Raw genomic sequence first — 23,672 nt, 5'->3', positions numbered from 1 at the left:
ATACTAGACATGACTGAACTTTTCCAAAATGATGAATATGAGCGCCGTTTTGCAGGCGTAGCCAAAATTTATGGAGAAGAGACATTCAATCACTATGAAAAAAGTCATGTCATGGTGATCGGTATTGGTGGGGTCGGCTCATGGGCGGTCGAAGCCTTAGCACGTACAGGGATTGGCGAGTTAACACTGGTCGATATGGATTCAGTGGCTGCTTCAAATATCAACCGACAATTGCCTGCAATGACCTCTACTTTAGGTCATGAGAAAATTGAAGTGATGGCGGAACGTTGCCGTTCAATTAATCCTCGGGTCAAGATTAATTTGATTGATGATTATCTCAGCCCTGACAATGTGAAAGAAATTTTAGAAAATGTTCCCGATATTATTTTAGATTGCATCGATGACGTTAAAGCAAAATTTGCACTCATGCTACATTGTCGTTTTAATAAAATTCCTTTGATTGTTTCGGGTGGGGCAGGTGGTAAGCTTGATCCTTTAAAAATTCGTGTTGCTGATTTATCTAAAACAGAACAAGATCCGATGCTTGCAAAATTGCGGAGCCAGTTGCGCGCCAAAGGCATTTGTAAGAAACCAAAAGAAAAATTTGGCATTACTTGTGTGTATTCAATTGATAATCCTTTTTCCAGTGCTGATGTGTGTGCGAGTGCAGGCTTGCGTTGTGGTGGATATGGTTCGGCTGTGGTGGTGACTTCTAGTTTTGCGATGGTCGCTGTTGCAGAAGTGTTGAAAAAGTTAGATCGGATCAAATAAGCGCTTGGTATTTTTAAGTAAAAGTTTAGATGCATTTAAAAATCATAAAAATTCAGTTAAATTAATCTGAAATAAACGCAATAACAGAGAACAATCAAAATGAGTTTTTTCAAAAAGTTATTTGGAAAGAAAGAACAACAAATACAAATCAATCGAAACCGCTATGCTGAATTTTGGCAATGGTTTGAGCAGCATCAACAGGATTTCCATCGTATTGTGGATGAGTTAAATCAAGATACGATTCAGGCGGATTTCTTTGATAAATTATCGCCTGAATTGGCCAAAGTTCATGGTGGAATTTTTTTCCTTACCGGGATGCTTGACCCACAAACAGCTGAATTGATCTTAACGCCAGATGGTGTTGTGGCAAATATTGTATTTGTAGAGGAGTTGGTGGCAGCAGCCCCTGAAATTCCTGGCTGGAAATTTACCGCCCTTAAACCCGCAAGTGATATTCAGCAAACCAGTATTGGTATGCATGGTCATGAATTTAGTCAAAAAACGCTATCGTTTTATTTAAAGGATCATGAAGAATATCCAGATGAAACTGATCTTGTGGTTGTGCATGATCAATATAATGAAGCTCAAAAAGCTGAATTCTTACAAGCGGTTTATATCTTTTTGGATAATTATTTGGGTGAATATGATTCGATTACAAAGCTAGATCAAGTTTCGCTACAATTCAGACAAGATGCTGAAAAAGAATTAATGCCTATCGATCGTTTAAAGAATATTTTAATTTTAAAGAACAGTGAAATTTCTCGCTTAGACAAAATAACCCGTTCAAGCACTGATGAAGATGAATATATCAGTTTGGAGGGGGAGACCAATGACGGTTTGCCTTTGGTGGCGATCTTAAACAGTACACTTTTAACATGGGATCAAAAGGCTTCTCATCCGTGGATGCTGCTGGTAGAAATACCTTATGCTGGCCAGAATTCAAGTGGTATGCCGTCTGCAACAGATTATGAGTTGCTTAACGCGATTGAAGAAGAATTATTAGATGAGCTAAAGGATTTTGAAGGGTATTTAAATATTGGGCGAGAAACTGGCAATAACTTAAGAACCATGTATTTTGCTTGTAAAGAGTTTAGAAAACCCGCCAAAGTTATAGATCAGGTTGTTGAAAAATATCAGAACAATTTTGAAATCGATGTCAGCCTATTTAAAGATAAATATTGGCGTTGTTTAAATAAGTTTGGTCGTTAACTATGCTGAAAAGTCGCTTGAAATGCTCTATAGCATTCAGACCATAGACATGGACAGCTTAGAGAATGAAGCGGCTTTTTAATCGAGCTATCCCCGATCTTAAAATAATAATATTGGCGATCCTGTTGATTGGCGGAATTGGATATTACCTTTATTCAACGGTTCGTCATTTTCAGGCGGTCAACCAATTGGATGAAGCTAAAACAATAATGCGTGATATACAGAACTTGTTGGGATGGTCAATCCTTCAACCTCAAGCGGATGCAATTCAAGTCTGTAATTTGCAAAATATCCAACAGATCAGCAAACAAGAAGAGTTTCAAAAGATCAAGCAACTGTTGGGCTGGAATGTCAATATCCAACAACACAGCAAATATGTTGAAAGCATAAAAGTATATGCTGCACCTGATTTACACGGCTGTATTATACGTGCTCATTTTCGAAAAGACGCCTTTGTAAGTGATGAGCTTGCTGGCAAGTATATTACTTACCAATATGATTTTAAAAAAGCACCACAACATGCGTCACCAATATAAAAAAGTATGCTTTAGTGAAATCTTGCACGCGCTTGTAAAAAACATACTTTATCTGTTTCGCTTAATCAGTCCTGTAAATAAATAAATTCAGGCTGTTGGGGCGTTTTACCTGTTTGCTTTGCGATAAAACCATCATAAAGATTGAGTAAAACAACAGCGCAAATAATACAAATAAAAACCAGTAATTGTTTGGATATGCTCATACTATTTCTCTCTGATCTAAGTCGCTTTAAGTAAAGTCTAGTGAAATTAAACAATCTAATCTAATATAGAAAAAAGCAGGATTGATCTAATTTTGAGATGGGTATGGCGACATTCAAACAATTTAATTATTTGATTAGAATTGTGGAGGAAGGTGGTTTTATTGCAGCTTCTGAAAAGCTGTTTATTGCTCAATCTGCTTTAAGTCGTCAGATCAAGCTTTTAGAGGACGAAGTAGGATTTGAAATTTTTGACCGCAGTGATAAAAAAATAAAACTCACCCAAGCAGGGCAGTTCTTTTATGCTCAAATTAAAAATAATTTACTGAACTTAGATCATATTATTGAAAATGCTAAAGATATTGCAGGTGGAAAAAATCGACTCATCAAAATTGCACACTCAAGTACTATTACCATGAGCTTAGAAAAAGTCAAAGTATTTGATCAAACCTCAAAGCATTTCAATGTTAATTTCGAGATCAATACCTTGTCATCTGAAGACCAAATTCTTGCACTGATGAAAGGAAATATTGATGTTGGTTTTATTCGCCCACCTGTTTTAAATCGCTTAGATGAGTTACATGCAACCACGCTCTACCCTGAACCTTTGTACGTTGCACTTCATCAAAATCATATACTCGCTTCAGAACGCAGTATTAAAATCCAACAGTTAAGACATGAAAATTTTGTTTCTACACCACATGCGGAACGGGGTGGATTAAGTTACTTGGTTGCAACCCTTTGCCTAAGTGCTGGTTTTTCTCCAAAGAAAGCGGCGGTTCAGTCCCGTAAAGTTTCACAATTACAATTGGTGGCTGCTGAAATTGGAATTTGTATTGTTCCTGAAGAATTTAGACATATTCTGCCTAAACGGGTAAGACTGATAGCTTTGGACGCTGAAAATGCATGGTCTGATGTTGTGATGGTCTGGAGTAAAAATGCAGATGATGTCATTCAGCGATGTACTGAATACATGATCAAACAGTTTCAACGATGATCTTTAAAGACCATCGTTTGATTGAAAAGATAGCTGTGGATTAAGACTGTATTGAATCGTAGAAATTTCAGTCGTGATCAGACAGACTGTTCACGAATATAATCTTCTGTACGCTTCATGGCTTCTTTAATATTGATAATGGCATTTTCAACATCTGCAAATGTTTTGGCATTACCGCCACTTAAAGCCTGACGCCATTTACGGGCACCGGGAAGATTTTGAAATAAGCCTAAAATATGGCGTGTAATAATCGATAGAGGCGCGCCTTCTTGCATACGTTTGGCAATATAAGGCAGCATTTGGTCGATAATTTCAAAACGATCAGGTAAATCTAAATTCCAAAGTTGACCTAATTCTGCCAAGAGGTAAGGGTTGTGATAAGCCTCACGCCCAATCATGACCCCATCAACATGCTTTAAATGTGTTTGCGTTTCAGCAAAAGTCTTAACCCCACCATTGATCTCGATCAGCAACTCAGGACGCTCTTGTTTTAAACGATAAACATCGTCATAACGTAGAGGTGGAACATCGCGGTTTTCTTTTGGTGATAACCCTTGAAGCAGAGCAATACGGGCATGTACGATAAAATTATCACATCCAGTTTTCGCAACTGTATCGACAAAATGGAGCATCTCTTCATAAGATTGCATGTCATCTATACCAATACGGTGCTTTACAGTAACTGGAATATCAACTGCATTACGCATTTCAGCAATACATTCTGCAACCAAATCAGGCTCTGCCATTAAGCAGGCACCAATCTTATTATTTTGCACACGGTCACTTGGACAGCCCACATTTAAATTGATTTCGTCATAACCCCAGTCTTGAGCCATTTTGCTACAAGTTGCTAGATCTTTCGGATTTGAACCACCGAGCTGTAGAACAATCGGATGTTCTTCATGGTTATAGTCCAAATGACGATTTGCTCCACCATAGATGATGGCACCTGTAGTAACCATTTCTGTATAGAGGATAATATTGGGGTTAAACAAACGTGCAAAGAAACGATAGTCACGAGTTGTCCAATCCATCATCGGAGCGACCGAAATACGAGGCGTTAAAGATTGGAGCTCAGACATACAGTCAACCTGAAAAAGATAGAAAAAAAAGCAAGTGCGGATTATACGTGCTTTATTTTAAAATCAATAGCCATACTCAAAAGATAGAATTTGTAAAATTAATGAATATTAATTTTTTGTATTTGCTTAGAACCCCGATATGGCAGAGTTATATGAAATTTGCATAACTCCACCAATATGTTAAAAGTGTGCGAGTTAAAACTACAACATCATACCACCAGAGGCTTCTATTCTCTGACCTGTGATCCAGTCAAATCCTTCACTAAAAATTGCAGCGATTGCTTTTCCAACATCATCCGCTTCACCAACACGGCCTAATGCCGTGATAGATGCGATCATCCCCTGAACTTGTTCACTATTGCGGACGGCACCGTCTCTAAAATCAGTCGCAATCGCACCGGGCGCAATCGTGTTGACACGAATCCCTTTGGAGGCGAATTCTTTTGCCATATAACGTGTCATGACTTCTACAGCGCCTTTTGCCATTGCGTATGCAGCTGACCCAGGCATAGAAAAGCGTGTTAGACCAGAGGATATATTTACAATATGACCGCCATTTTCAATGAGTGGTAGCAATTTTTGAGTGAGAAAAAATGGACCTTTCACATGGATATTGAGCATATCATCTAGATCATCAATACTAGTTTCTTCAATACTCGTATGTAAACCTATCCCAGCATTATTGAGTAGGTAGTCAAAACTTTCACGACCAAATTGCTCTTTTAATACGAAACTTAAGCTTTTTACCAAATCATCAAATAATGTGATATCTCGAATATCAGATTGAATGGCAAATGCGTTTTGACCTTTTTCTTTAATCTTCTCAACCACGTCTAGAGCGGCTTTTTCATTGCGATGATAAGTCAAAATGATGTCAATATTTTGCTCAGCGAGTTTAAGCGCTGCATCTCGACCTATTCCACGACTCCCTCCGGTGATGAATGCAATTTTATTCATGTACTGACCTCATATTATGCTGATTAACTGTTGATGAAATTAAAGTACAGGAATTAATTGTCTTGATAAATATAAGTAATCAGATAAGACTGTTCATAAATAATGAACAATTGGAAGTGATGTATGGATAAGATTGAGACGATGAAACGTTTTATCGCTGTTGTACAAAATGGTAGCTTTACCCGTGCTTCAGAACAGTTAAAGATTCCTAAGTCAGCAATCTCTATGTCAATCACTAAGCTTGAAGATCATTTAAAAACTCGTTTACTTTATCGGAACACAAGACAAGTTTCTCTTTCAGAAGCAGGTCAGCGCTATTATGTCGAATGCTTAAGATTGTTGGATGAGTTAGAAGGCTTAGATAATCAATTTCAACAACAAAGTGAAGAACTCAGTGGTGTGATTAACATTGATATGCCTAGTCGGTTTTTTTCTAGCGTAGTGGCTCCCCATCTACCTGCATGGTTTCAACAATATCCTAAAACACAGATTAAGCTGCTTGGGGTTGATTATCGTATTGATCCTATCAAGGAACGAGTAGATTGCGTAATCCGTGGTGGTCCGCTTGAAAGCAGTAATTTAATAGGACGCCATTTGGGTATTATGGAAATGGTTAATTGTATTAGTCCCAGTTATGCGGAACATTACGGTAGACCAACATCATTAGAGGATCTTAAAAATCATTATATTGTTGATTATTCGCATGCTGACACCCAGTCACAAAATGCTTTTGAATACAATCAAAATAATCAAACCTACCTTGTACCAACTCCGAGTCTAATCAGTGTCGGCACAACGGATGCCTATTTAGCTGCAGGTTTAAATGGACTAGGGATCATTCAAATTCCCAGAATTGGTGTTAGACAACAATTGGCAAATGGTGACCTTATTGAAGTATTAACAGCGTTTACCTGTGCGCCGATGTCTTTGTCGATTTTATATGAATCGCGAAATAATCAACCCCGAAGACTAAGTGAATTTATTAATTGGTTGATTCTTCTATTCAAAAAAATGAATCACAATACATTGTAGTTTCACTGAATTACCCTTATGTCGCTTATGCGCAATGTGTAGTCATTGCTCAATTTTGTTTAGGTTTAATATAGCCAAAGGTAGCTTCTTTGAGCTCCCTATCATTTCATACAAAATACTGACGGAATAAGGCTGCTGCCAATATTCCTACTGCAATTGCCACCAGTGGTTTTTTAAGCAGTAGCATAACGATCAATGTTGTCAGTAACGCCAAACGAGCGCCATGATCACCTTCAACCGCAATAGGGGCCAAAAGTGCAACCAGTACAGACCCCGACATTGCATTAATGAATCGTTGCACACGATCGCTAATAGGTACATAAGACATAATTAAAACACCACCCCAGCGAGTGGCTAATGTCACAATGGCCATAATAAAAATAATAATTAATGGATAAGTGGTGCTAATCTCTAGGTTCATAGCTGTTTCTCTTTCCAGAAAATTCCGACAATTCCGCCAAATAAAGCACCCACAACGACATGACTATTTTCTGGTAAGTACCAATAAGCCAATAATGAGCTACAGGCTGCGATTGTCCAGATGATCAGTATTCTGAGGTTTTTTTGTCCACCGACAACCATCGCCAGTAGAAAACAAGCCATGACCATATCTAATCCCAGCAATGCAGGATGATGAATGACATTACCAAAATAGAACCCCAGTCCTGTGCCTAAAACCCACGCGAGCCAAAGCGCAAGGCCCCCTCCAAACAATAAGCCCATCCCGGATTCACCACGATTAAATGCTTGTAGTGAGAGTGCCCAATTGGCATCAGAAATAACCAGCAAGATACTGTATCGTTTGATGGGAGGCAGGTGCCGTAGCCAAGGATAAAGAGATGCGCCCATTAAAAGATGCCGAGCATTGATAAAGAAAACTGTGACTATTAAGGGAATCAGTGATATTTGCGCGCCCCATAATTCTAAAGTCGCAAATTGAGATGCTCCTGCAAAAACAAAGCTACTCATTAACATGATAGAGCTATTGTCTAGTCCTGTTTGCGTTGCTGCTAAACCGAAAGCAGCCCCAAAAATCACCACGAAAGATGAAATTGGAAGAAGGCTTTTAAAGCCTGACCAAACTTGGGAATAACTTAAACTGTAAATATCTGGGTCAACATTCGACAAAATAATTTCCTTATCTTTTTAAATTTTCTAATGAGCTATATACCTAATGATCGCTGATGGAAATTAGGGGAAATTTCGTTCTTTTCTTAATAAATTATGGACTTAGAAAGTTAGAATGAAAAGCGCATAATTCTTGCATATACTATTCGAAAATCGAATAATTTGGGGTAATCATGAATCTACAAAATCTACAGATTGATTGGTTAAAATGTTTTGTCGCAGTTGTTGATACAGGTTCTCTTTCCAATGCAGCACCTGAGCTATACCGTTCACAGTCCGCTGTCAGTATGCAGTTAAAAAAATTGGAAGGCGCTTTAAAATGCCAACTTTTAGTTCGAACGCATAGACAAATTCAACTTACTTCTGAAGGGCAACTTCTTTTAGGTTATGCAAGACGGATACTTGATCTACATCATGAAACACAAATGGCTTTTAATGGAGAAGAGTTAACTGGTCGGATTAGACTAGGTGTACCCGATGATTATGCTGCTAAATATCTAACACCTGTGCTTAAGCGTTTTGCACCGCGTTATAGTGGCGTTGAAATAGAATTTATCTGTGAACAATCGACTTCATTGATCCCACGTATAGAAAATGGCGAGATTGATTTAGCCTTGATTTCAAGGGATAACCCCCGTCAAGGCACTTTATTGTTTCATGAGCCAATGGTGTGGGTAGGTTCTCCCCAATTTGAATTATGGCGTGAAGATCCGATACCGATTGCTGTTTATGAGAGTACCAGTTTAGCCAAAAAAAGTGCGATCAATTCGCTCGCATTGCAAGGTCGCCGTTATCGTGTTGTTTATAATAGTTCTAGTTTAATCGGGCAAATTGCAGCAGTTGAAAGTGGTTTGGCTGTCGCAGTTTTTACACAATGTAGCGCGCCTCCGCATTTAGAAATTTTAGGAGCAGAGCACGGACTAGGCCCATTAGCACCCATGGAAGCATCTGTATATAGAAGTCGAGCTTCTCTTAATTCAAAAGCGGTCGATCATTTATATGAACTCTTAATTAAAACATTAAGGCAATCCATTACCTATTAAGCAGGTTTTAATTAGATCTTCCACATAAATTTGAAATATATATATGATTTGTATAAAAATTAATTTTTAAGTGCTTGCCAATATTTGGGCAGAGTTTGGGAGTGTGCTAGTAATTTAAAAGGTCCTTGAAACGCAATAAAAGAGATATGTTTTAGTTAAGAATCTGTTTTATTGCAAGCAAGCCCATGGTTACCGCATGGGCTTTTTATCTCTATTTACTGTTATTAATTTTTTGCATTGTTTCTGTATCCATGAGGACACGGATACTTTTAAATAATGGATGTTTATCTGTATATTTTTCACCATAGCTAAGATTAAACTCATAATCAAAGTCATCAGGATTAATTCCTTGATTATGCTGTAAAATTGTTTCTAGCTTATCTAAAGCCTTTACTGCAACAGCTTCTTGCGTTAGACCAGCTTCATATTCTTCCCATAATCCAAGTATGGTGTTTCTCAGGGGAGCATCTAGGGATTGAGTAAGTAATAATAGATCGTTACGTTCTTGAACGTCTTTATCTGGATGGTTTTTCTTTTCAGTCGCTGGAACATCACCATTGATTGTCTCGCCTAAATCATGAATAAGACACATCTTTAAAACCTTTGAAAAGTCTAGATATTTTAATTCATCTTCAAATACAAGAGCTAACAGGGCAAGCCTCCATGTATGCTCGGCTGTACTTTCAATTCTGCCTTTAGAGGTATGAGAGGAACGCATTATATTTTTCAGGTTTTCAGCCTCTTTCAAAAAGAGTAGACGACCTTTAATAATGTCAGTATTCATTTCGGTTTCTTATTCCTATCAAAATTATAGATTTTTACTTTTAATAAGCTTAATAAATGCTTTTTAAAGTAATCTGTTTTGATTCTGGTTACTACGAGAGCAGCTACAGGCTTATGTATTAAATAGAAGCAATCAATAACATAATGTCCAGATGACTTTTCGCTAACATCTTCAATTTAGGCGTATGCGTTGATTGCTGCATTGCAAATTCATCATCCGAAGCATTGTATATGGATCAGTAAGGGGCTCATCGTGACACAACCTTGGCTATTGGAGTGGTCTACAGCTTATGCTTCAAGATAAATTAAAAAAAGGACAGATGACCTTTTTTTATATTGATCGTAAAATACCTTGTCTCAAGAAGATAACTTAGGTCTATGTCACTGTTTATTACCTATTATCTAGGCCCAGTATAGGTTTCAAATATTGATAAAGACTTTGTAAATATAGATAGTTTTGAATGAAGAGCCGTAAAAGATGAGGACTAGTAGTAATGATGAATTAATACAGAATTATATCGATAAGTTTTCTTTATCGCGTTATTTTTCTCCAATATTGTTAGAAAATTTCTTATTAAAACAAATAGAAGCAGGTGAGTATCTGCTTGCACAAGGAAGCTCGCTAAGTAGCCTCTATTTACTTGTGAATGGAAAATTACAAGTAGAACATTACCAAAAAGATGGGAGTTGTGCCGTATTCTCTATTGAAAGGGCTTTTTCCGTGATTGGTGATTTAGAGCTTTTTTTAAATAGAGATATAGGTACAGTAAGTACTGTGACTGCGATTTCAAAAGCGGATATTCTCGAGATATCCCTGAGCAAAATTGAGCAATATGCATTTAACGATCCAGCTTTTCTACGTTTTATCTGCTCTCATCTCAGTCAAAAATTATATGCTTCTACTCAACTGCTAACAAATGCAACGCTTCCAGCATTTATAAAAGTACGTAAATATTTAGCAATTAGGGCGGAAATGGAGGGGAGTATGATTCACTTGGAAAAACGTGATTCTATTGCTGCTATGTTAGGAGTTTCGACCAGACAACTAAATCGGATTTTTAAAGATTTATCAGACTTAAACATCATTCAGTTTAAAAATAAAACGTTAAAAGTTTTGGATAGTAACTATCTCGCTGAAATAGAACCGATAGACCTTTTATAATTAGATAGCGGTGAAATAAATATAGAATTATGTTCAAGATATTTAGTGAGGGTTTTAGCCGTCAGTTTATGCTTTGAAGTGATTATGGGGTACGCTATAAACCTTCTTTTTTCATTGCAAGCAAGCCCATGGTTACCGCATGGGCTTTTTTGATGTAAATGAACAACTCAGGACAGAAGTTCCGAGCTGCTTTCAGCGTGTTTTGACAATGAACGTAAATCTGAACCAGAAGGTGCCTGATAAATCTTGAGTCCAAATTCAGGAATAATTGCCATCAGATGGTCAAATATATCAGACTGGATTGCCTCATAATCATTCCATACTGTTGTATTGGCAAATGCATAGATTTCCAGTGGTAATCCCTCACTTGTTGGTTGTAACTGACGGATAATCAGGGATTGGTTTTTAGCAATACCAGCATGTTGCTTTAGGTAGAACTCGACATAGGCCCGAAATGTTCCAATATTGGTTAGACGGCGCTGGTTATAGACGGACTGATCTTCAAACTGTTGATTAAAGCTATCTAATTCAGATTGTTTATTATCCAAATACTGATCCAGTAATAGGAACGCTTTTAATTTCTGTTGTTCTTCATGGGTAATAAAATGAATGCTGGTTTGATCAATAAAGATTGAGCGTTTGATGCGTCTCGCCCCCAGCAATTTCATCCCACGCCAGTTTTTAAAGGTGTCCGTCACCAACTTATTGGTGGGAATTGTGGTAAAGGTTTTATCAAAATTCTGTACGGTAATGGTATGTAAGGACATATCAATAACATCACCATCTGCATTTAATGTTGGCATTTCAATCCAGTCACCGATACGAACCATATCGTAGGAAGAGATTTGCACCGATGCCACCAAGGATAGAATCGTATTTTGAAAAACCAGTAACAATACCGCGGCCATCGCACCAAAACCAGCAAGCAGGGTAAAAACATCTTTCTTTAAGAAGGTACCCAAGATCAGCAGACCACAAACGATAAACAGAATCAGCTTGATCAGTTGAAGATAGCCTTTGATAGGCTTATTCAGTGATTTTGGATTACGTTGATAAAGCAGATTAAAGACATTTAAAAGTTCGCTGATGGCCAGTGCAATGGTCAGGAAGATAAACGCCTGTGCAGCCATTTGTATCAGGCCAACCGCTTTTAAGGACAAATGTGGAACTGTGGTAATACCATTTAAAATAACAATCGCAGGAACAATATTCGCCACTCTGCGGATAACACTATGCTGGGAAAAAATTTCACTGTGTGCAAACTTCATTTTTGAAATAAGTTTACGTATCCCACGAACAACGACTTGTTTAGCAATATAATTTGCAACAAAAGCGAAAAAAATTAGAATTGATAATGATGTTAGCATCTCTATCCATGGATACTGATCAGACCATTCCTGAATATTCTTTAAGAAGGCAAATTTATCCAAAAGTACAACCTCAAAATAGCAGATACGCCATTGTATTGATTGTGAATGACAATAATTTATAAAAATACTTTTTAGCTACATTCGGGCATCAATTACTTACTCAACAAGATTGACAGACTCTCAGAAAGTCCAAGTGAGTATGTGAAGATAAGTATGCAACTGTTGGGCATAGATAAACCCAGTTTCACGGATCACAATATGCCAATCAACAGTACTTTATTGAATACGATGGGATGCTAAGTTTTAATTTGTGAGACTCAATAGTGGCTGATTTTATCGGCAAGATTGGCAATACGGTTCAGACGGCAAGACTGTGCATCTAACATTTGCCCTTGTCCTTCGGTTTTCGGATCCCAATTACAATACTTGTCGGTGTTTTCCCACCATGCTGCGATTTCATCCATCTGCCGGTCTTTTTTCACACTGTCTGGACGACTGATGATTTTGGCAAAGGCCTGTTGAACGCGGTTCTTATGTTGAGCATATTCTTGGTCCATACAGCTTTGCATTTCAAATGTTACTGCACCACTTTGCTTGATACATTGGCCATAACTGCTGCTTAATTTGGCATGAATATAAGAATCATCAGGAAGGGGACGAGACATTTCATCATCGGCAAAAGCTGCAAAAGGAAGAAGAGAGATAAACAACAATGTAGTAGTTTTAAATTTTTTCATATATTTGACCTTTAGTTTTATCTTGATATCGATGTTCGTTCTTGAATATCTTTATGCTTTGATTCGCATTATTGAAGTAACTTCAGGTAGCGTTGCAATTGTGCAGTACGGCCTGCGATACGCTGTATATCATTAAGTTCAGTTTGCAAGTTGTCTGGCTGTGATTGACCATACAGCGTTGTTTCCAGTTCAGCATCACTTTGACGTGATTGTAGCCAAATGCGTTGTGATGCAACCAGTTTTGTTTTCTGGGTAGCACTCAAATGCGATTGTAATTTTTTATAGGTACTATTCAATTGCGTATCTTGACGTTCAGCCTCATCTTTTAGACAAGTTGCCTGTTCAATAATACCTTGGGCACTGTTGTCACAGTTTATAAAAGCTTGGCTTAATAAGTTTTCATTTCCTATTGGTGCAGCGAAGACCAAGCTTGAAAAACTACATAAAAAACCGATCGGTAAGCATGCTAATCGTATTTTTTTCATAAGGGATAAACTCTTGATTGATCTATCAGGATGAGTGTTGGCTGTTGTGTGAGCTGAATAAAACCTTGCTTGAGTATCGTCAATCACACTTTAGCAAAGACAAATAGGGTTATCATTTTGATCAAAGTGTATCAACTTTAAATTTGAATAATCATGGATATTTTGATGTTTTTTCCAAAAACATCGATTGTCCTGTACAAATTTCTTTAAAGCTCTGGGATTTATTTTCCGTATTATTACTGCTCCTCAACTGTTTATTCATATAGCTTTAAGAGAGTAACCCGCATATTCATTTAAATTGAAATTGTGTACATCGCATTTTTTGGAATTTTATCGCAGACTATTGATGCGAATATATTATGATCAGTTTTTTCACACAATAGTTACAGTGAATATTATTCAAATAGAATGATTTGGGTATCCGTATTTTTATTAAAATAATCAGTTTCTTAAAAAATAAAAATCCCTCAAATTTTGAAGGATTTTGATTTTAGAATGCTTTAAATGGTCTGTGCTCTATTGAGATATAGACGATCTAGCAGAGAAAATAGTGCAGAACCCATAACCAAACATACACCGACAAGACAAGTCATGGTCCAACCGCCATGATGCCATGCATAAACGCCTAGAGCTGAACCACATGCACCACCTGTGAAATAGGCTGTCATATAGATAGAGTTAATCCGAGATTTAGCATCTGGGCGTAAACGGAAAATGATATTTTGATTGCTGGTATGAACCACAGCGAGTCCAAAGCTAATCAGGCCATACCCTAAAATATAACTGGTGAGGTACTTTCCACCGAAATAAAGCAGCGCCCAACTGACGATCATTAACGCTACCCCAATCCATGTCAGGATACTGGTATGTCCACGGTCTGCAATTTTACCAATTTTTGCAGTGGCTAAAGCACCAAATACCCCAATGATCGTTGCAACACCAACCAAAACATCAGGTAATTGAAACGGTTCAGAAGTCAGTAAAACAGCAATCGTTGAAAATAAAATACTCATGGCTGCAAATGCAAAGCCACCAATAATTGCACGATAGACCAAACGACGTTCTTCTTTTAACAGCACACCCATCGAGTAGAAAATTTTGCCATAACTCATTTTAAACACAGGTACATGTGGCAGACGTTTTTTCAATAAATAGGCAAGAATCAACATTAATACCGCACTGACAAAGTAAATCAGTTTCCAGTTAAACAGGTTAGATAACAAACCGGCAAGACTGGTGGAAAGTAATAACCCAACCAATAGCCCACTCATTAAAAAGCCAACAACTTCTCCTGTTTTTTCAGGTTTAACTGCCATCGTTGCAAGTGGGATTAACACCTGAGCCGCAACAGAAAATAGACCTGTAATAATTGTGCCAACCCAAAGCATAGGTAAATTGACAGCAAAAGCACACATCAATAAACCAATCGCAGCACAAAACATTAACCAAGGAATAAATTTGATTTTATTGACAATATCACCCATCGGCACAATGAATAAAAGACCAAGCGCATAAGACACTTGGGCAAAGGTCACTGTAAGTGCCACTTGTGATTCTGGCATGTTGAAATAGAGTTGAATCGAGTGAATCAGCGGCTGACTATAATAGTTTGCTCCTGCGCATAAACCGCAGGCAATCGCCATCAGCCAAAGTAATGCTTTATTTTGGCTAATATCGAGTTGAGCATTCATAAAAATATCCTAGTTCTTGGAGTTACATACAATAGGCAGTTGCTTCAATTTCAATGAGCATTCCTTGTAAAGCAAGACACGGGACAGGAATCAGTGTACACGCAGGGAAAGGTTGATCTTTCCAAAGTTGTTGCATTTCCTGAATTAAAAACTGATGTTTTTTAGTACTGTGATCGACCACAAGCACTCTTAAAACAGCAATATCCAATAATGATGCATCAGCCGCTTGTAGGGCATGTTGCAGATTGACAAAAGCTTGATGAACTTGTTGTGCAAAATCTTGGGATAATTGTCCTTGTTGGTTTTCACCACCTTGTCCAGATATATGCAAAATACGCAAATAATGGCGTACTTCAGCCACATGACTATACGCAAATGCTGTTGGATTATAAAGTGTATTTGGGTTAATCATTTGGAACGATTTGATCTGCGCGGATTCTGATCTGGAATGCATGGATGACTCTTTTTGATTGACTGGAAATTTCCGACAGTATCAAAGCTCAAGTTAACTTAAGGTCAAGTGAAAATGCCAAGAAAAAACCGAAGCAACTGATCGTATTTATGAATGAACAATCAAGGGGCTGTTAAACAAGAAAACCGTCATATAGAAAAGTGATCAGAAGAAGCACGATGCAAGTAAAGTATTGCTCAGGATTAAACGTATATAGGTTGGTTACCTTTGCTTTGATGCTCTTAGGAAATCCCAGTAAGCACTGACTAGGATTTCGTAGAGGCCTATCTTAAGCAAGTTATTGGCTATTTTTATATTCAATGCGCTGAAATAGCGCTGTACTAAAATAACCCAGTCATTAAATAACCTAGCCGTTAAATAATCAGTTGTGAATCTACAATCTTGCCCGTTTTCCCTAACCAAAATGGACGGTTGACTTCACCATGACCAAACCAGTCACATTGGTAAAGTGGGATGTGCAGTGGATCGAGATGTTCTTTTACAATCTCAACAATACTTTGCGGGACATTTTTTTGTGGGCATTGATAAAAATCACCCAAGACCAAAGCCTTTAAGTTTGAAGTATCAATACTTTGTAGGAGCTGAGTCAATGAACGTTCAATTCGATAATAGGGTTCGCCTACATCTTCAATCAGTAAAACACTCGGCTGATTCAGTTTTAAGGCAGACGGTGTGCCTTGTAAAGTACACAGCACAGTAAGATTTCCGCCTAAGATTTTAACATCTTCAATGTGCTGATCTTGAGCAAAACCATTTGCGCTGGATAAGGGATAATGACCGTGTTGGTTTATATCCGCGGATAACAGGCTGATGGTTTTTAAAGCATCATACGACAGAGGACTATTGTCTAAATTTTTAACGGCAATTTCCTGAAATACAGGCGCATGTAAAGATTGCCCATGATGCATCGCAATATAGTTTAATAACACGGTGGTATCTGAATAGCCAATAATGGGTTTATTTAAAATCCACTTGCCTAAAAATGGCAATAACATTGCAGCACCAGTACCACCACGGCCACACCAAATTGCATCAATATCTGGATCTAAACATGCCTGTTTTAAATCTTGAATACGTTGTTCAACTGTACCTGCCAAATAGCGATGTTGTGAAAATACATGTTTACCCAAACTGACTGTATGACCTAACTGTTCCAAATGCGACTGTGCCAACTGGATATTTTCAACATCTACACAGGCACTCGGCGATACAATTTTAAAATGCATATTCCTTCCAAGCTTCTGCACAATTTAGTGTGCAAGTTTCTTTTTAGACAAAGTAATCATCATGACACCGATGATATTCAGTAAACAACCAAACCATTGTATCGCATTCATATGCTCACCGAGCAAAGCCACAGCCAAAATAATGGTTAGGATCGGGCCAATCGAACCAATCATAGCTGCTTGTGCAGCACCTAAACGAGAAATACTTTGCGCGACCAAAATCGTCGGTAAAACCGTCACCAATAAGCCTAAGGCGATACCATACCAAATGACTTGTGTCGGAAGTTGAGTAAGCAGTTGAATCGGCTGGGGTGTTGCAATAATAAAATGAGTTAGCGTACCAAAACATGCAATGCTTAATGCCAAACCAGTGTAATTCCATGAACCAAATTTTTGAATTAAACGTGGGGTCATGAGTAAGTACGTCGCAAAACAGACCGCACTGGCAAAGACTAAACTCACGCCTAGCCAGAAATTTCCTTCATGCGGTACTGTGCTTTGCTCTTGCAGCATCACAATCACTGTACCACCATAGCTTAATGCAATCGCTAGTATGGTTCTAAAGTTGAGTTTTTGCTTATAAATAAAGCTTGTGGCAATCACTGTCAGTGTTGGATAGAGAAATAAAATAATACGTTCTAACGAAGCACTGATATACATCAGACCAGCGAAGTCGAGCCAACTTGAAAGATAATAGCCCATCAAACCTGCAGCAACCAATAAGGCCCAGTCTTTTCCTGTCATATTTTTATTATGATGGCGATTGAACCAACACAGTAAAAGGAAAAAAGGCAGGGCACTTGCCATTCGCAATGCCATAAGCACGGTGCTGTCAACCAATGGCGATAATGCGTAAGCCTGTTTAATAAAAATAGCTTTGGTACTAAATAAGAAAGCCGCACCAAGTGCGAAAATCGAACCGAGTTGGGTACTGGATAAAGAAAGTTTCATGAATTTGACTGCATTGACGATGTCGCTATACGACATGTAAATTTGAACAAGCAGTATAAATGTTGTTTTCAATCAGTGGAAATACAAAAAAAGAATGAATTGGCGCAATAAAAGGAATATAAAACACACTTGCTTACTTCTTTTTGTGTGGATTTAAGTGGCATTTAAATAGATTGAAATAAAAATTGTATAAAAATCAACCGTGAGATCCTTGTTTATAAACTGCTCAAATTCAATATGCTATTTTTTGCACAAAAAAGGTGCAACATCGTAATGGTTGGTTCAAGCTGTTCGAGTATTATTAACTGACAAAATGGCAAATAAAAAAAAACTAAAATTTTTTGTAATTGCTTTAGACTCAGTTCTAGGGTAATTCTAATGGTTATTCCAAGTACTTTTTTTTATTAATGAAATTAAAAAATGTAATAAAAACCGACTTACATTTTTGACGAAAAAAATGATAGAAAAGGCCAATATAAGCTGATAAAAAAACCATGTAATTTGTCAGAAAGGTCAATAGGGATGTTGGTTTTTGTGCTAAATCTATTGTTTTATGGAGTATTTAAACAGCAAGCTGGAATGCTTAAAAGTGAATCATACTGCTGTAAATGCCAATCAGTAGGGTAGGGTGAGCAGCTTAAAATATGCAAATAAGCTTAAAAAAACATCATTTTTAAAAATTGGAGACAGGATATGTCAAAAAAACTGAGCAGGATAATACGAGAAAAATACAATAAATTGAATATAGGGTATGTCGCACAATTATATTTATGAATCATCAGTTCAAAATATGGGTATTTATTAAATAAATATTGGGTGGTATTTTAAAAAAGTTCAATTAGAATCCAAAAATTCATAACAACGCATCTGGGGGAAACATCGGGTTATTTACGATGTTTACTTGAAGAAAAATTAGCTTGAGGAACGCTCATGCAGATTGGAATCCCAAAAGAATCTGTCGTCGGTGAAAACCGCGTAGCCGCTACGCCAGAGACAGTAAAAAAGTTGATTAGTGCTGGTCATAGTATTGTCATTGAACGAGGCGCTGGTAAAAAAGCGGCTTATATAGACAGTGCTTATGAACAAGTCGGCGCTAAAATTACAGATGATGCCTATACAGGTAGTCAAATTATTTTGAAAGTTCGTGCACCACAAGGTGAGGAAATTCAAAAGCTTGCCGCAGGAACAGCTGTGGTAGCAATGTTTGACCCATACCGTAATACTGAACTTGACCAATTTGCGTCACAACAAGTGTCTGCATTTGCGTTAGAGCTTTTGCCACGAACACTGTCTCGTGCGCAAAATATGGATGTATTGTCTTCTCAAGCCAACCTTGCAGGTTATAAGTCGGTGTTATTGGCCGCTGCGGAATATCAACGTATGTTCCCAATGCTGATGACTGCTGCAGGTACTGTGAAACCCGCTCGTATCGTGATTATGGGTGTGGGTGTTGCAGGTCTTCAAGCCATTGCAACTGCAAAACGCTTAGGCGCAGTTGTTGAAGCAACAGATTTACGTCCAACTGCACGTGACCAAGTCGAATCGCTTGGTGGTAAGTGGTTAGATGTACCGATGTCTGATGAAGAAAAACAAAAAGCTGCCGATGCCGCTAAAAATGGTTATGGCTGGATGCCAGGCGAGCAATATATTCAAGACCAAGCCATCATCGTAGATAAAGCAGTGTCAAATGCAGACATCGTGATTACTACTGCGTTGTTGCCAGGTCGTGATGCACCTCGCTTAATCAAAGCTGAAACTGTTGCCAAAATGAAACCGGGTTCAATCATCTTAGATATGGCGGTTGAATCAGGCGGCAACGTTGAAGGTTCTAAGAATGGTGAAAATGTTGTCACTGACAATGGTGTGACGATTTTAGGTATTCCAAATATTCCTTCTACAGTATCGACAGAAGCTTCGGCACTGTATGCACGTAATGTTTTCAATTTCGTAGAAACTTTGTTTGATCAAGAGAAAAATTTTGCCATCAATCAACAAGACGAAATTCAAAAAGCACTTCTAGTAACTCATGGCGGTCAAGTACTGCTGAAGCGTGGTTAAGGAGAGTCATCATGGTTGAAACTATTACTATTTTCGTCTTAGCCATTTTTGTTGGTTACTACGTGGTTTGGGGTGTAACACCTGCATTGCATACGCCGTTAATGGCAGTAACCAATGCATTGTCCTCAATTATCGTTGTAGGTGCGATGATACAAACTGTTGGAATTCCTGGTGTTGTAGACGCAAGTGTACAATTCCAGTCCGTGAATGTTGTCAGTGTACTTGGTGCAATTGCAGTGTTCTTGGCAAGTATTAACATTTTTGGTGGCTTCGCAGTGACTGCACGTATGCTTGAAATGTTTAAGCCAAAACAAAAGAAAAAAGAGGGCTAATCTATGGAATTTATTCGAGAATATGCGGATTGGTTCTACCTTGTAGGTGCTGTCCTTTTCATCTTAACCTTACGTGGTCTTTCAGGTCCTAAAACTGCGATTGCTGGTAACCGTTACGGTATGATCGCTATGGCGATTGCAGTAATCACCACATTCTTTGTCGCAGATCATCCTGTTGTATGGATGATTGGTGGTGCAATGGTGTTGGGTGCAATTGTCGGTATTGCGCGTGCACGTACAGTTCCAATGACCCAAATGCCAGAAACAGTGGCATTGATGCACTCACTTGTTGGTTTGGCTGCGGTACTGATTGCAATTGCTGCAATTTTACATAATAACCAACTGACTGCTCTGTTTGCACAAAACGAATCTGCTTTAAGCGCTGCTGGTGTACAGCATGCGCATATGAGTAAAGTTCATTTATTTGAATTATTCGTCGGTTGCTTCGTTGGTGCGATTACCTTTACTGCATCTGTATTTGCTTATGGTAAGTTAGCTGCAAAGAAATGGGCAAAAACCATTTCAGGTGCTTGGGTTAAACCCGTTCAAGCGATCATTTTCCTGGCTATGCTGGCGTGTGGTGTGTACTTCTTTACCACAGGCAATATGCAAGCATTCTGGGCAATGACTGCACTGGCATTGGCATTTGGTTGGGTTTGGATTGCACCAGTCGGTGGCGGTGATATGCCAGTGGTGGTTTCACTACTGAACTCATTCTCTGGTTGGGCTGCGGCTGGTATTGGTTTCACACTTGAAAACAACATGCTGATTGTTGCGGGTTCGCTGGTGGGTTCATCAGGTGCGATTCTGTCTTACATTATGTGTAAAGCAATGAACCGTTCAATCATCAATGTATTGTTTGGTGGTGCGATGGGTGGTACGGCTGTAGCATCGGTTGATAAAGGTGAGCAAGTTCAACGTAATTACCGTTCTGGTTCTGCGGATGATGCGGGCTTCTTGATGTCGAATGCGGACAGCGTTGTGATTGTACCGGGTTATGGTATGGCGCAAGGTCGTGCACAAAACGCAGTGAAAGAATTGTGTGAAATCTTAAAAGAGCAAGGTGTAACGGTTCGTTTTGCAATCCATCCAGTTGCAGGTCGTATGCCTGGTCATATGAATGTATTGTTGGCGGAAGCTGATGTTGCATATGAAGACATCTTGGAAATGGACGAGATCAACTCTGATTTCCCAGCGACTGATGTTGTATTGGTGATTGGTGCGAATGACGTTGTTAACCCAGCGGCTAAAGATGATCCAAGCTCACCAATTTATGGCATGCCGATTCTTGAAGCACATAAAGCACGTACCATTATGGTAATCAAGCGCTCTATGGCAACAGGTTATGCAGGTTTAGACAATGACTTATTCTACAATGACAAAACCATGATGATCTTTGGTGATGCCAAGAAAGTTGTTGAAGAGATGACAAAAGCAATCAATGGTGGTGGGCACTAAGCCGCTATCGGATTAAATCCACCCCCAACCCTCCTTTGATAAAGGAGGGAGCCTAACCGCCTTCGGGCGGTTTTTTATTTAAGCAATTTTAATGCTATGATTTTGATAAAATTGACTGAATAAAAAATGATGAATCAACCATTTAAAATAATCTGTAACAGCTTAGGCATCTATCTGGCATTTTCCTTATCTATAACGCATGCACAAGTTTTTGAAATTCAAGATGGCTCGAAACACTATGATGCCGTAATTGATATTGCATGTGAAAAAGATGAATGTGGGGCTAAGGCCGAAGTAAAGCTATTTAAAAAGGGCAGTAAAGCGGTATTTCAAGCATTTCACTCTGATGAATTGACCATGTATTTGGATGAAAAGTTTAAACCGAGTGTTAATGTTATACAGCTTTATGGCGAACAAAGTCCTTTGATTTTTGATGATTTTAACTTTGATGGAACAGAAGACCTCGCGATTAGAAACGGCAATTATGGTTCTTATGGCGGTCCGGTGTATGACATTTATGTATTTAATCAAAGCAAGAATAAATTTGTTTTAAGTCAGGAACTGTCTGCACTCACTCAAGAAAATTTAGGTATGTTTGAGCTAGACAAAAAGCGCAAACGTATCATCACTTTTAATAAAAGTGGCTGTTGCTACCATATTCGTTCTGAGTATCAAGTTGTACCTAGAAAAGGTTTATTGCTGGTTCGAGAGTTTATTGAGGATGCAACATCACCACAAGGTGATCAAGTTGAAGTCACAGATCGTAATTTGATTAATGGAAAATGGAAGGAAAAGACCAAGTATTATCCAACTGCAAAATATTATGCTCAGTAGTCACAATTTACCTCGTATCACTATTTTGTATTGACATCGCTATATGATGTAAATCAACAGATGCTGAATTGTGGGATAGCGTAAGGTTTTATGAATAGAACAACTTCTTTACATTGTGATGTTAAATTTTAAGCATAAAAAAGCCCATCCAAAGATGAGCTTTTTCAATTAAAACTGAAACTTAATGAGGAATATGCTCTTCATCTTCGAATTCAGGTTTAACTTGTACGATAAAGTCTTGACGGTTAAGACCACGCCACAATGCAAATGCAGTACCAATATAGATTGAAGAATACGTACCCACAAATACACCAATAAACATGGCAACTGAGAACCAGTGTAAGCCATCACCACCCAAGAACATCATTGCGAGTACAACCAGCAATAATGTCATCGAAGTATGAATGGTACGTTTTAAGGTTTCAGTTAAGGCAATATTCACAATTTCTAACGGTGTCGCGCCACGAATCTTACGGAAGTTTTCACGGATACGATCCGATACAACAATGTTATCGTTTAACGAGAAGCCGATTAAGGCAAGAATAGCCGCTAAAACAGTAAGGTCAAATGGCCATTGCATCATTGCAAAAATACCAATCGTTACGATCACATCGTGCAGTAATGAAAGCACTGCACCAACTGCAAGTTTAAACTCGAAGCGAATGGTCACGTAGATCAACATAAGCAGCATTGCAAGCGCTACAGCACCTGCAGAGCGTAAATATAGCTCATTACCGACTTGACCACCGACAGAGTCAACTTTGTGAACAACAGCAGTGTTATTCGGCAATTGAACCGCTTTGGTAATGGTATTGCTTAAGTCTTCAACTTTAAGGTCTTGCGCAGGCATACGTACAATTAAGTCTTTGTTTGAACCTAATGTTTGTACAACTGCATCTTTAAAGCCAGCTTTATCCAAATTAGAAATCACGTCTGCTGGTTTTGCCGCATATTGATAGTTCAATTCTGCAGAAACACCACCAGTAAAATCTAAACCAAGATTTAAGCCTTTGGTTGCAATAAAGAAGATACTTGCAATGGTCAAAAGGATTGAGATGATTGCCGCTGGTTTGGCAATCTTCATGAAATTAATTACATGCTCATCATCTGGGCGACCATATTTCTTTTTCGGTTGAGTCACATCAGTCATCTTCGATC

Annotated in this window: 25 protein-coding genes; 11 read left to right on the top strand and 14 right to left on the bottom strand. The window is 38.3% G+C overall.

Annotated features, from left to right (window positions below; genetic code table 11):
• Positions 1-9: 9 nt before the first annotated feature.
• The 3 genes from ACQ7EO_RS18425 to ACQ7EO_RS18415 all read left to right on the top strand — a co-directional run bounded on the left by ACQ7EO_RS18425 (position 10) and on the right by ACQ7EO_RS18415 (position 2,516).
• Positions 10-771, top strand: coding sequence for a tRNA threonylcarbamoyladenosine dehydratase (locus ACQ7EO_RS18425; protein WP_209826906.1), 762 nt, complete (start codon positions 10-12; stop codon positions 769-771).
• Between the two features lie 99 nt (positions 772-870).
• A complete protein-coding gene (locus tag ACQ7EO_RS18420; protein WP_434278306.1) occupies positions 871-1,980 on the top strand; it encodes a DUF695 domain-containing protein in 1,110 nt (369 codons plus the stop codon).
• Between the two features lie 65 nt (positions 1,981-2,045).
• The gene (locus ACQ7EO_RS18415; RefSeq protein WP_434278305.1) at positions 2,046-2,516 is read left to right on the top strand and encodes a hypothetical protein; all 471 of its coding nucleotides are present in this window, start codon (positions 2,046-2,048) and stop codon (positions 2,514-2,516) included.
• A 65-nt stretch (positions 2,517-2,581) separates the two neighbouring features.
• Here ACQ7EO_RS18415 and ACQ7EO_RS18410 read toward each other — a convergent pair whose 3' ends face one another.
• Positions 2,582-2,719, bottom strand: coding sequence for a hypothetical protein (locus ACQ7EO_RS18410; RefSeq protein WP_171252541.1), 138 nt, complete (start codon positions 2,717-2,719; stop codon positions 2,582-2,584).
• Between the two features lie 103 nt (positions 2,720-2,822).
• Here ACQ7EO_RS18410 and ACQ7EO_RS18405 point away from each other — a divergent pair, with 103 nt between their 5' ends.
• Positions 2,823-3,713 (top strand): LysR substrate-binding domain-containing protein, encoded by an 891-nt coding sequence (locus ACQ7EO_RS18405; protein ID WP_434278303.1) that lies wholly within the window; start codon positions 2,823-2,825, stop codon positions 3,711-3,713.
• A gap of 77 nt (positions 3,714-3,790) precedes the next feature.
• Here the strand turns inward: ACQ7EO_RS18405 and dusA are convergent, their stop codons facing one another.
• On the bottom strand, positions 3,791-4,795 hold the full coding sequence (dusA, locus tag ACQ7EO_RS18400) for a tRNA dihydrouridine(20/20a) synthase DusA (protein ID WP_096732997.1): 1,005 nt from the start codon (positions 4,793-4,795) through the stop codon (positions 3,791-3,793).
• A 201-nt stretch (positions 4,796-4,996) separates the two neighbouring features.
• A complete protein-coding gene (locus ACQ7EO_RS18395; protein ID WP_434278302.1) occupies positions 4,997-5,752 on the bottom strand; it encodes an SDR family NAD(P)-dependent oxidoreductase in 756 nt (251 codons plus the stop codon).
• Positions 5,753-5,875: 123 nt separating this feature from the next.
• Between ACQ7EO_RS18395 and ACQ7EO_RS18390 the strand changes: the two genes are divergently transcribed.
• Complete coding sequence (locus ACQ7EO_RS18390) at positions 5,876-6,784, top strand: LysR family transcriptional regulator (RefSeq protein WP_434278301.1); 909 nt, start codon at positions 5,876-5,878, stop codon at positions 6,782-6,784.
• Positions 6,785-6,890: 106 nt separating this feature from the next.
• On the opposite strand, the gene ACQ7EO_RS18385 is transcribed toward ACQ7EO_RS18390, so the two are convergent.
• The gene (locus tag ACQ7EO_RS18385) at positions 6,891-7,205 is read right to left on the bottom strand and encodes an AzlD family protein (RefSeq protein ID WP_434278300.1); all 315 of its coding nucleotides are present in this window, start codon (positions 7,203-7,205) and stop codon (positions 6,891-6,893) included.
• Positions 7,202-7,912, bottom strand: a complete 711-nt coding sequence (locus ACQ7EO_RS18380) for an AzlC family ABC transporter permease (protein WP_004818982.1) — start codon at positions 7,910-7,912, stop codon at positions 7,202-7,204. Before ACQ7EO_RS18380 ends, ACQ7EO_RS18385 begins: the two co-directional genes overlap by 4 nt.
• Before the next feature lie 173 nt (positions 7,913-8,085).
• Between ACQ7EO_RS18380 and ACQ7EO_RS18375 the strand changes: the two genes are divergently transcribed.
• Entirely contained in the window at positions 8,086-8,955 is an 870-nt protein-coding gene (locus tag ACQ7EO_RS18375; protein WP_262780788.1) for a LysR family transcriptional regulator, read from the top strand.
• A gap of 211 nt (positions 8,956-9,166) precedes the next feature.
• On the opposite strand, the gene ACQ7EO_RS18370 is transcribed toward ACQ7EO_RS18375, so the two are convergent.
• A complete protein-coding gene (locus ACQ7EO_RS18370) occupies positions 9,167-9,739 on the bottom strand; it encodes an HD domain-containing protein (RefSeq protein WP_434278299.1) in 573 nt (190 codons plus the stop codon).
• A gap of 477 nt (positions 9,740-10,216) precedes the next feature.
• On the opposite strand from ACQ7EO_RS18370, the gene ACQ7EO_RS18365 reads away from it, so the two are divergent.
• Positions 10,217-10,900, top strand: a complete 684-nt coding sequence (locus ACQ7EO_RS18365) for a Crp/Fnr family transcriptional regulator (RefSeq protein WP_434278298.1) — start codon at positions 10,217-10,219, stop codon at positions 10,898-10,900.
• Positions 10,901-11,067: 167 nt separating this feature from the next.
• Here ACQ7EO_RS18365 and ACQ7EO_RS18360 read toward each other — a convergent pair whose 3' ends face one another.
• The 7 genes from ACQ7EO_RS18360 to ACQ7EO_RS18330 form a co-directional block, all read right to left on the bottom strand.
• Entirely contained in the window at positions 11,068-12,330 is a 1,263-nt protein-coding gene (locus ACQ7EO_RS18360) for a mechanosensitive ion channel family protein (protein WP_434278297.1), read from the bottom strand.
• Positions 12,331-12,587: 257 nt separating this feature from the next.
• Positions 12,588-12,935: a hypothetical protein gene (locus ACQ7EO_RS18355; protein ID WP_228270444.1), complete on the bottom strand. Its 348-nt coding sequence runs from the start codon at positions 12,933-12,935 to the stop codon at positions 12,588-12,590.
• A 140-nt stretch (positions 12,936-13,075) separates the two neighbouring features.
• On the bottom strand, positions 13,076-13,492 hold the full coding sequence (locus tag ACQ7EO_RS18350) for a lysozyme inhibitor LprI family protein (RefSeq protein ID WP_434278295.1): 417 nt from the start codon (positions 13,490-13,492) through the stop codon (positions 13,076-13,078).
• 500 nt (positions 13,493-13,992) lie between these two features.
• Entirely contained in the window at positions 13,993-15,183 is a 1,191-nt protein-coding gene (locus ACQ7EO_RS18345; RefSeq protein WP_434278294.1) for an MFS transporter, read from the bottom strand.
• A gap of 22 nt (positions 15,184-15,205) precedes the next feature.
• On the bottom strand, positions 15,206-15,637 hold the full coding sequence (locus ACQ7EO_RS18340; protein ID WP_262085063.1) for a RidA family protein: 432 nt from the start codon (positions 15,635-15,637) through the stop codon (positions 15,206-15,208).
• A gap of 371 nt (positions 15,638-16,008) precedes the next feature.
• Entirely contained in the window at positions 16,009-16,881 is an 873-nt protein-coding gene (locus tag ACQ7EO_RS18335; RefSeq protein WP_434278293.1) for a S66 peptidase family protein, read from the bottom strand.
• 24 nt (positions 16,882-16,905) lie between these two features.
• Positions 16,906-17,832, bottom strand: a complete 927-nt coding sequence (locus tag ACQ7EO_RS18330; protein WP_171478416.1) for a DMT family transporter — start codon at positions 17,830-17,832, stop codon at positions 16,906-16,908.
• Between the two features lie 930 nt (positions 17,833-18,762).
• On the opposite strand from ACQ7EO_RS18330, the gene ACQ7EO_RS18325 reads away from it, so the two are divergent.
• The 4 genes from ACQ7EO_RS18325 (at position 18,763) to ACQ7EO_RS18310 (ending at position 22,514) form a co-directional block, all read left to right on the top strand.
• Positions 18,763-19,890, top strand: coding sequence for a Re/Si-specific NAD(P)(+) transhydrogenase subunit alpha (locus tag ACQ7EO_RS18325; RefSeq protein ID WP_004723168.1), 1,128 nt, complete (start codon positions 18,763-18,765; stop codon positions 19,888-19,890).
• An 11-nt stretch (positions 19,891-19,901) separates the two neighbouring features.
• Entirely contained in the window at positions 19,902-20,222 is a 321-nt protein-coding gene (locus ACQ7EO_RS18320; protein WP_004723166.1) for a proton-translocating transhydrogenase family protein, read from the top strand.
• A gap of 3 nt (positions 20,223-20,225) precedes the next feature.
• On the top strand, positions 20,226-21,680 hold the full coding sequence (locus ACQ7EO_RS18315) for an NAD(P)(+) transhydrogenase (Re/Si-specific) subunit beta (RefSeq protein ID WP_434278290.1): 1,455 nt from the start codon (positions 20,226-20,228) through the stop codon (positions 21,678-21,680).
• Positions 21,681-21,806: 126 nt separating this feature from the next.
• On the top strand, positions 21,807-22,514 hold the full coding sequence (locus ACQ7EO_RS18310; protein ID WP_434278289.1) for an XAC2610-related protein: 708 nt from the start codon (positions 21,807-21,809) through the stop codon (positions 22,512-22,514).
• Positions 22,515-22,695: 181 nt separating this feature from the next.
• Here the strand turns inward: ACQ7EO_RS18310 and secF are convergent, their stop codons facing one another.
• Positions 22,696-23,664, bottom strand: a complete 969-nt coding sequence (secF, locus tag ACQ7EO_RS18305) for a protein translocase subunit SecF (RefSeq protein WP_004723159.1) — start codon at positions 23,662-23,664, stop codon at positions 22,696-22,698.
• Positions 23,665-23,672 lie beyond the last annotated feature (8 nt).

It is taken from the genome of Acinetobacter sp. CE-15, from assembly GCF_051059255.1.
Classification (GTDB): domain Bacteria; phylum Pseudomonadota; class Gammaproteobacteria; order Pseudomonadales; family Moraxellaceae; genus Acinetobacter; species Acinetobacter guillouiae.
The sequence above is the reverse complement of the archived record's forward strand: the minus strand, read 5'-3'. Positions and strand labels throughout refer to the sequence as shown.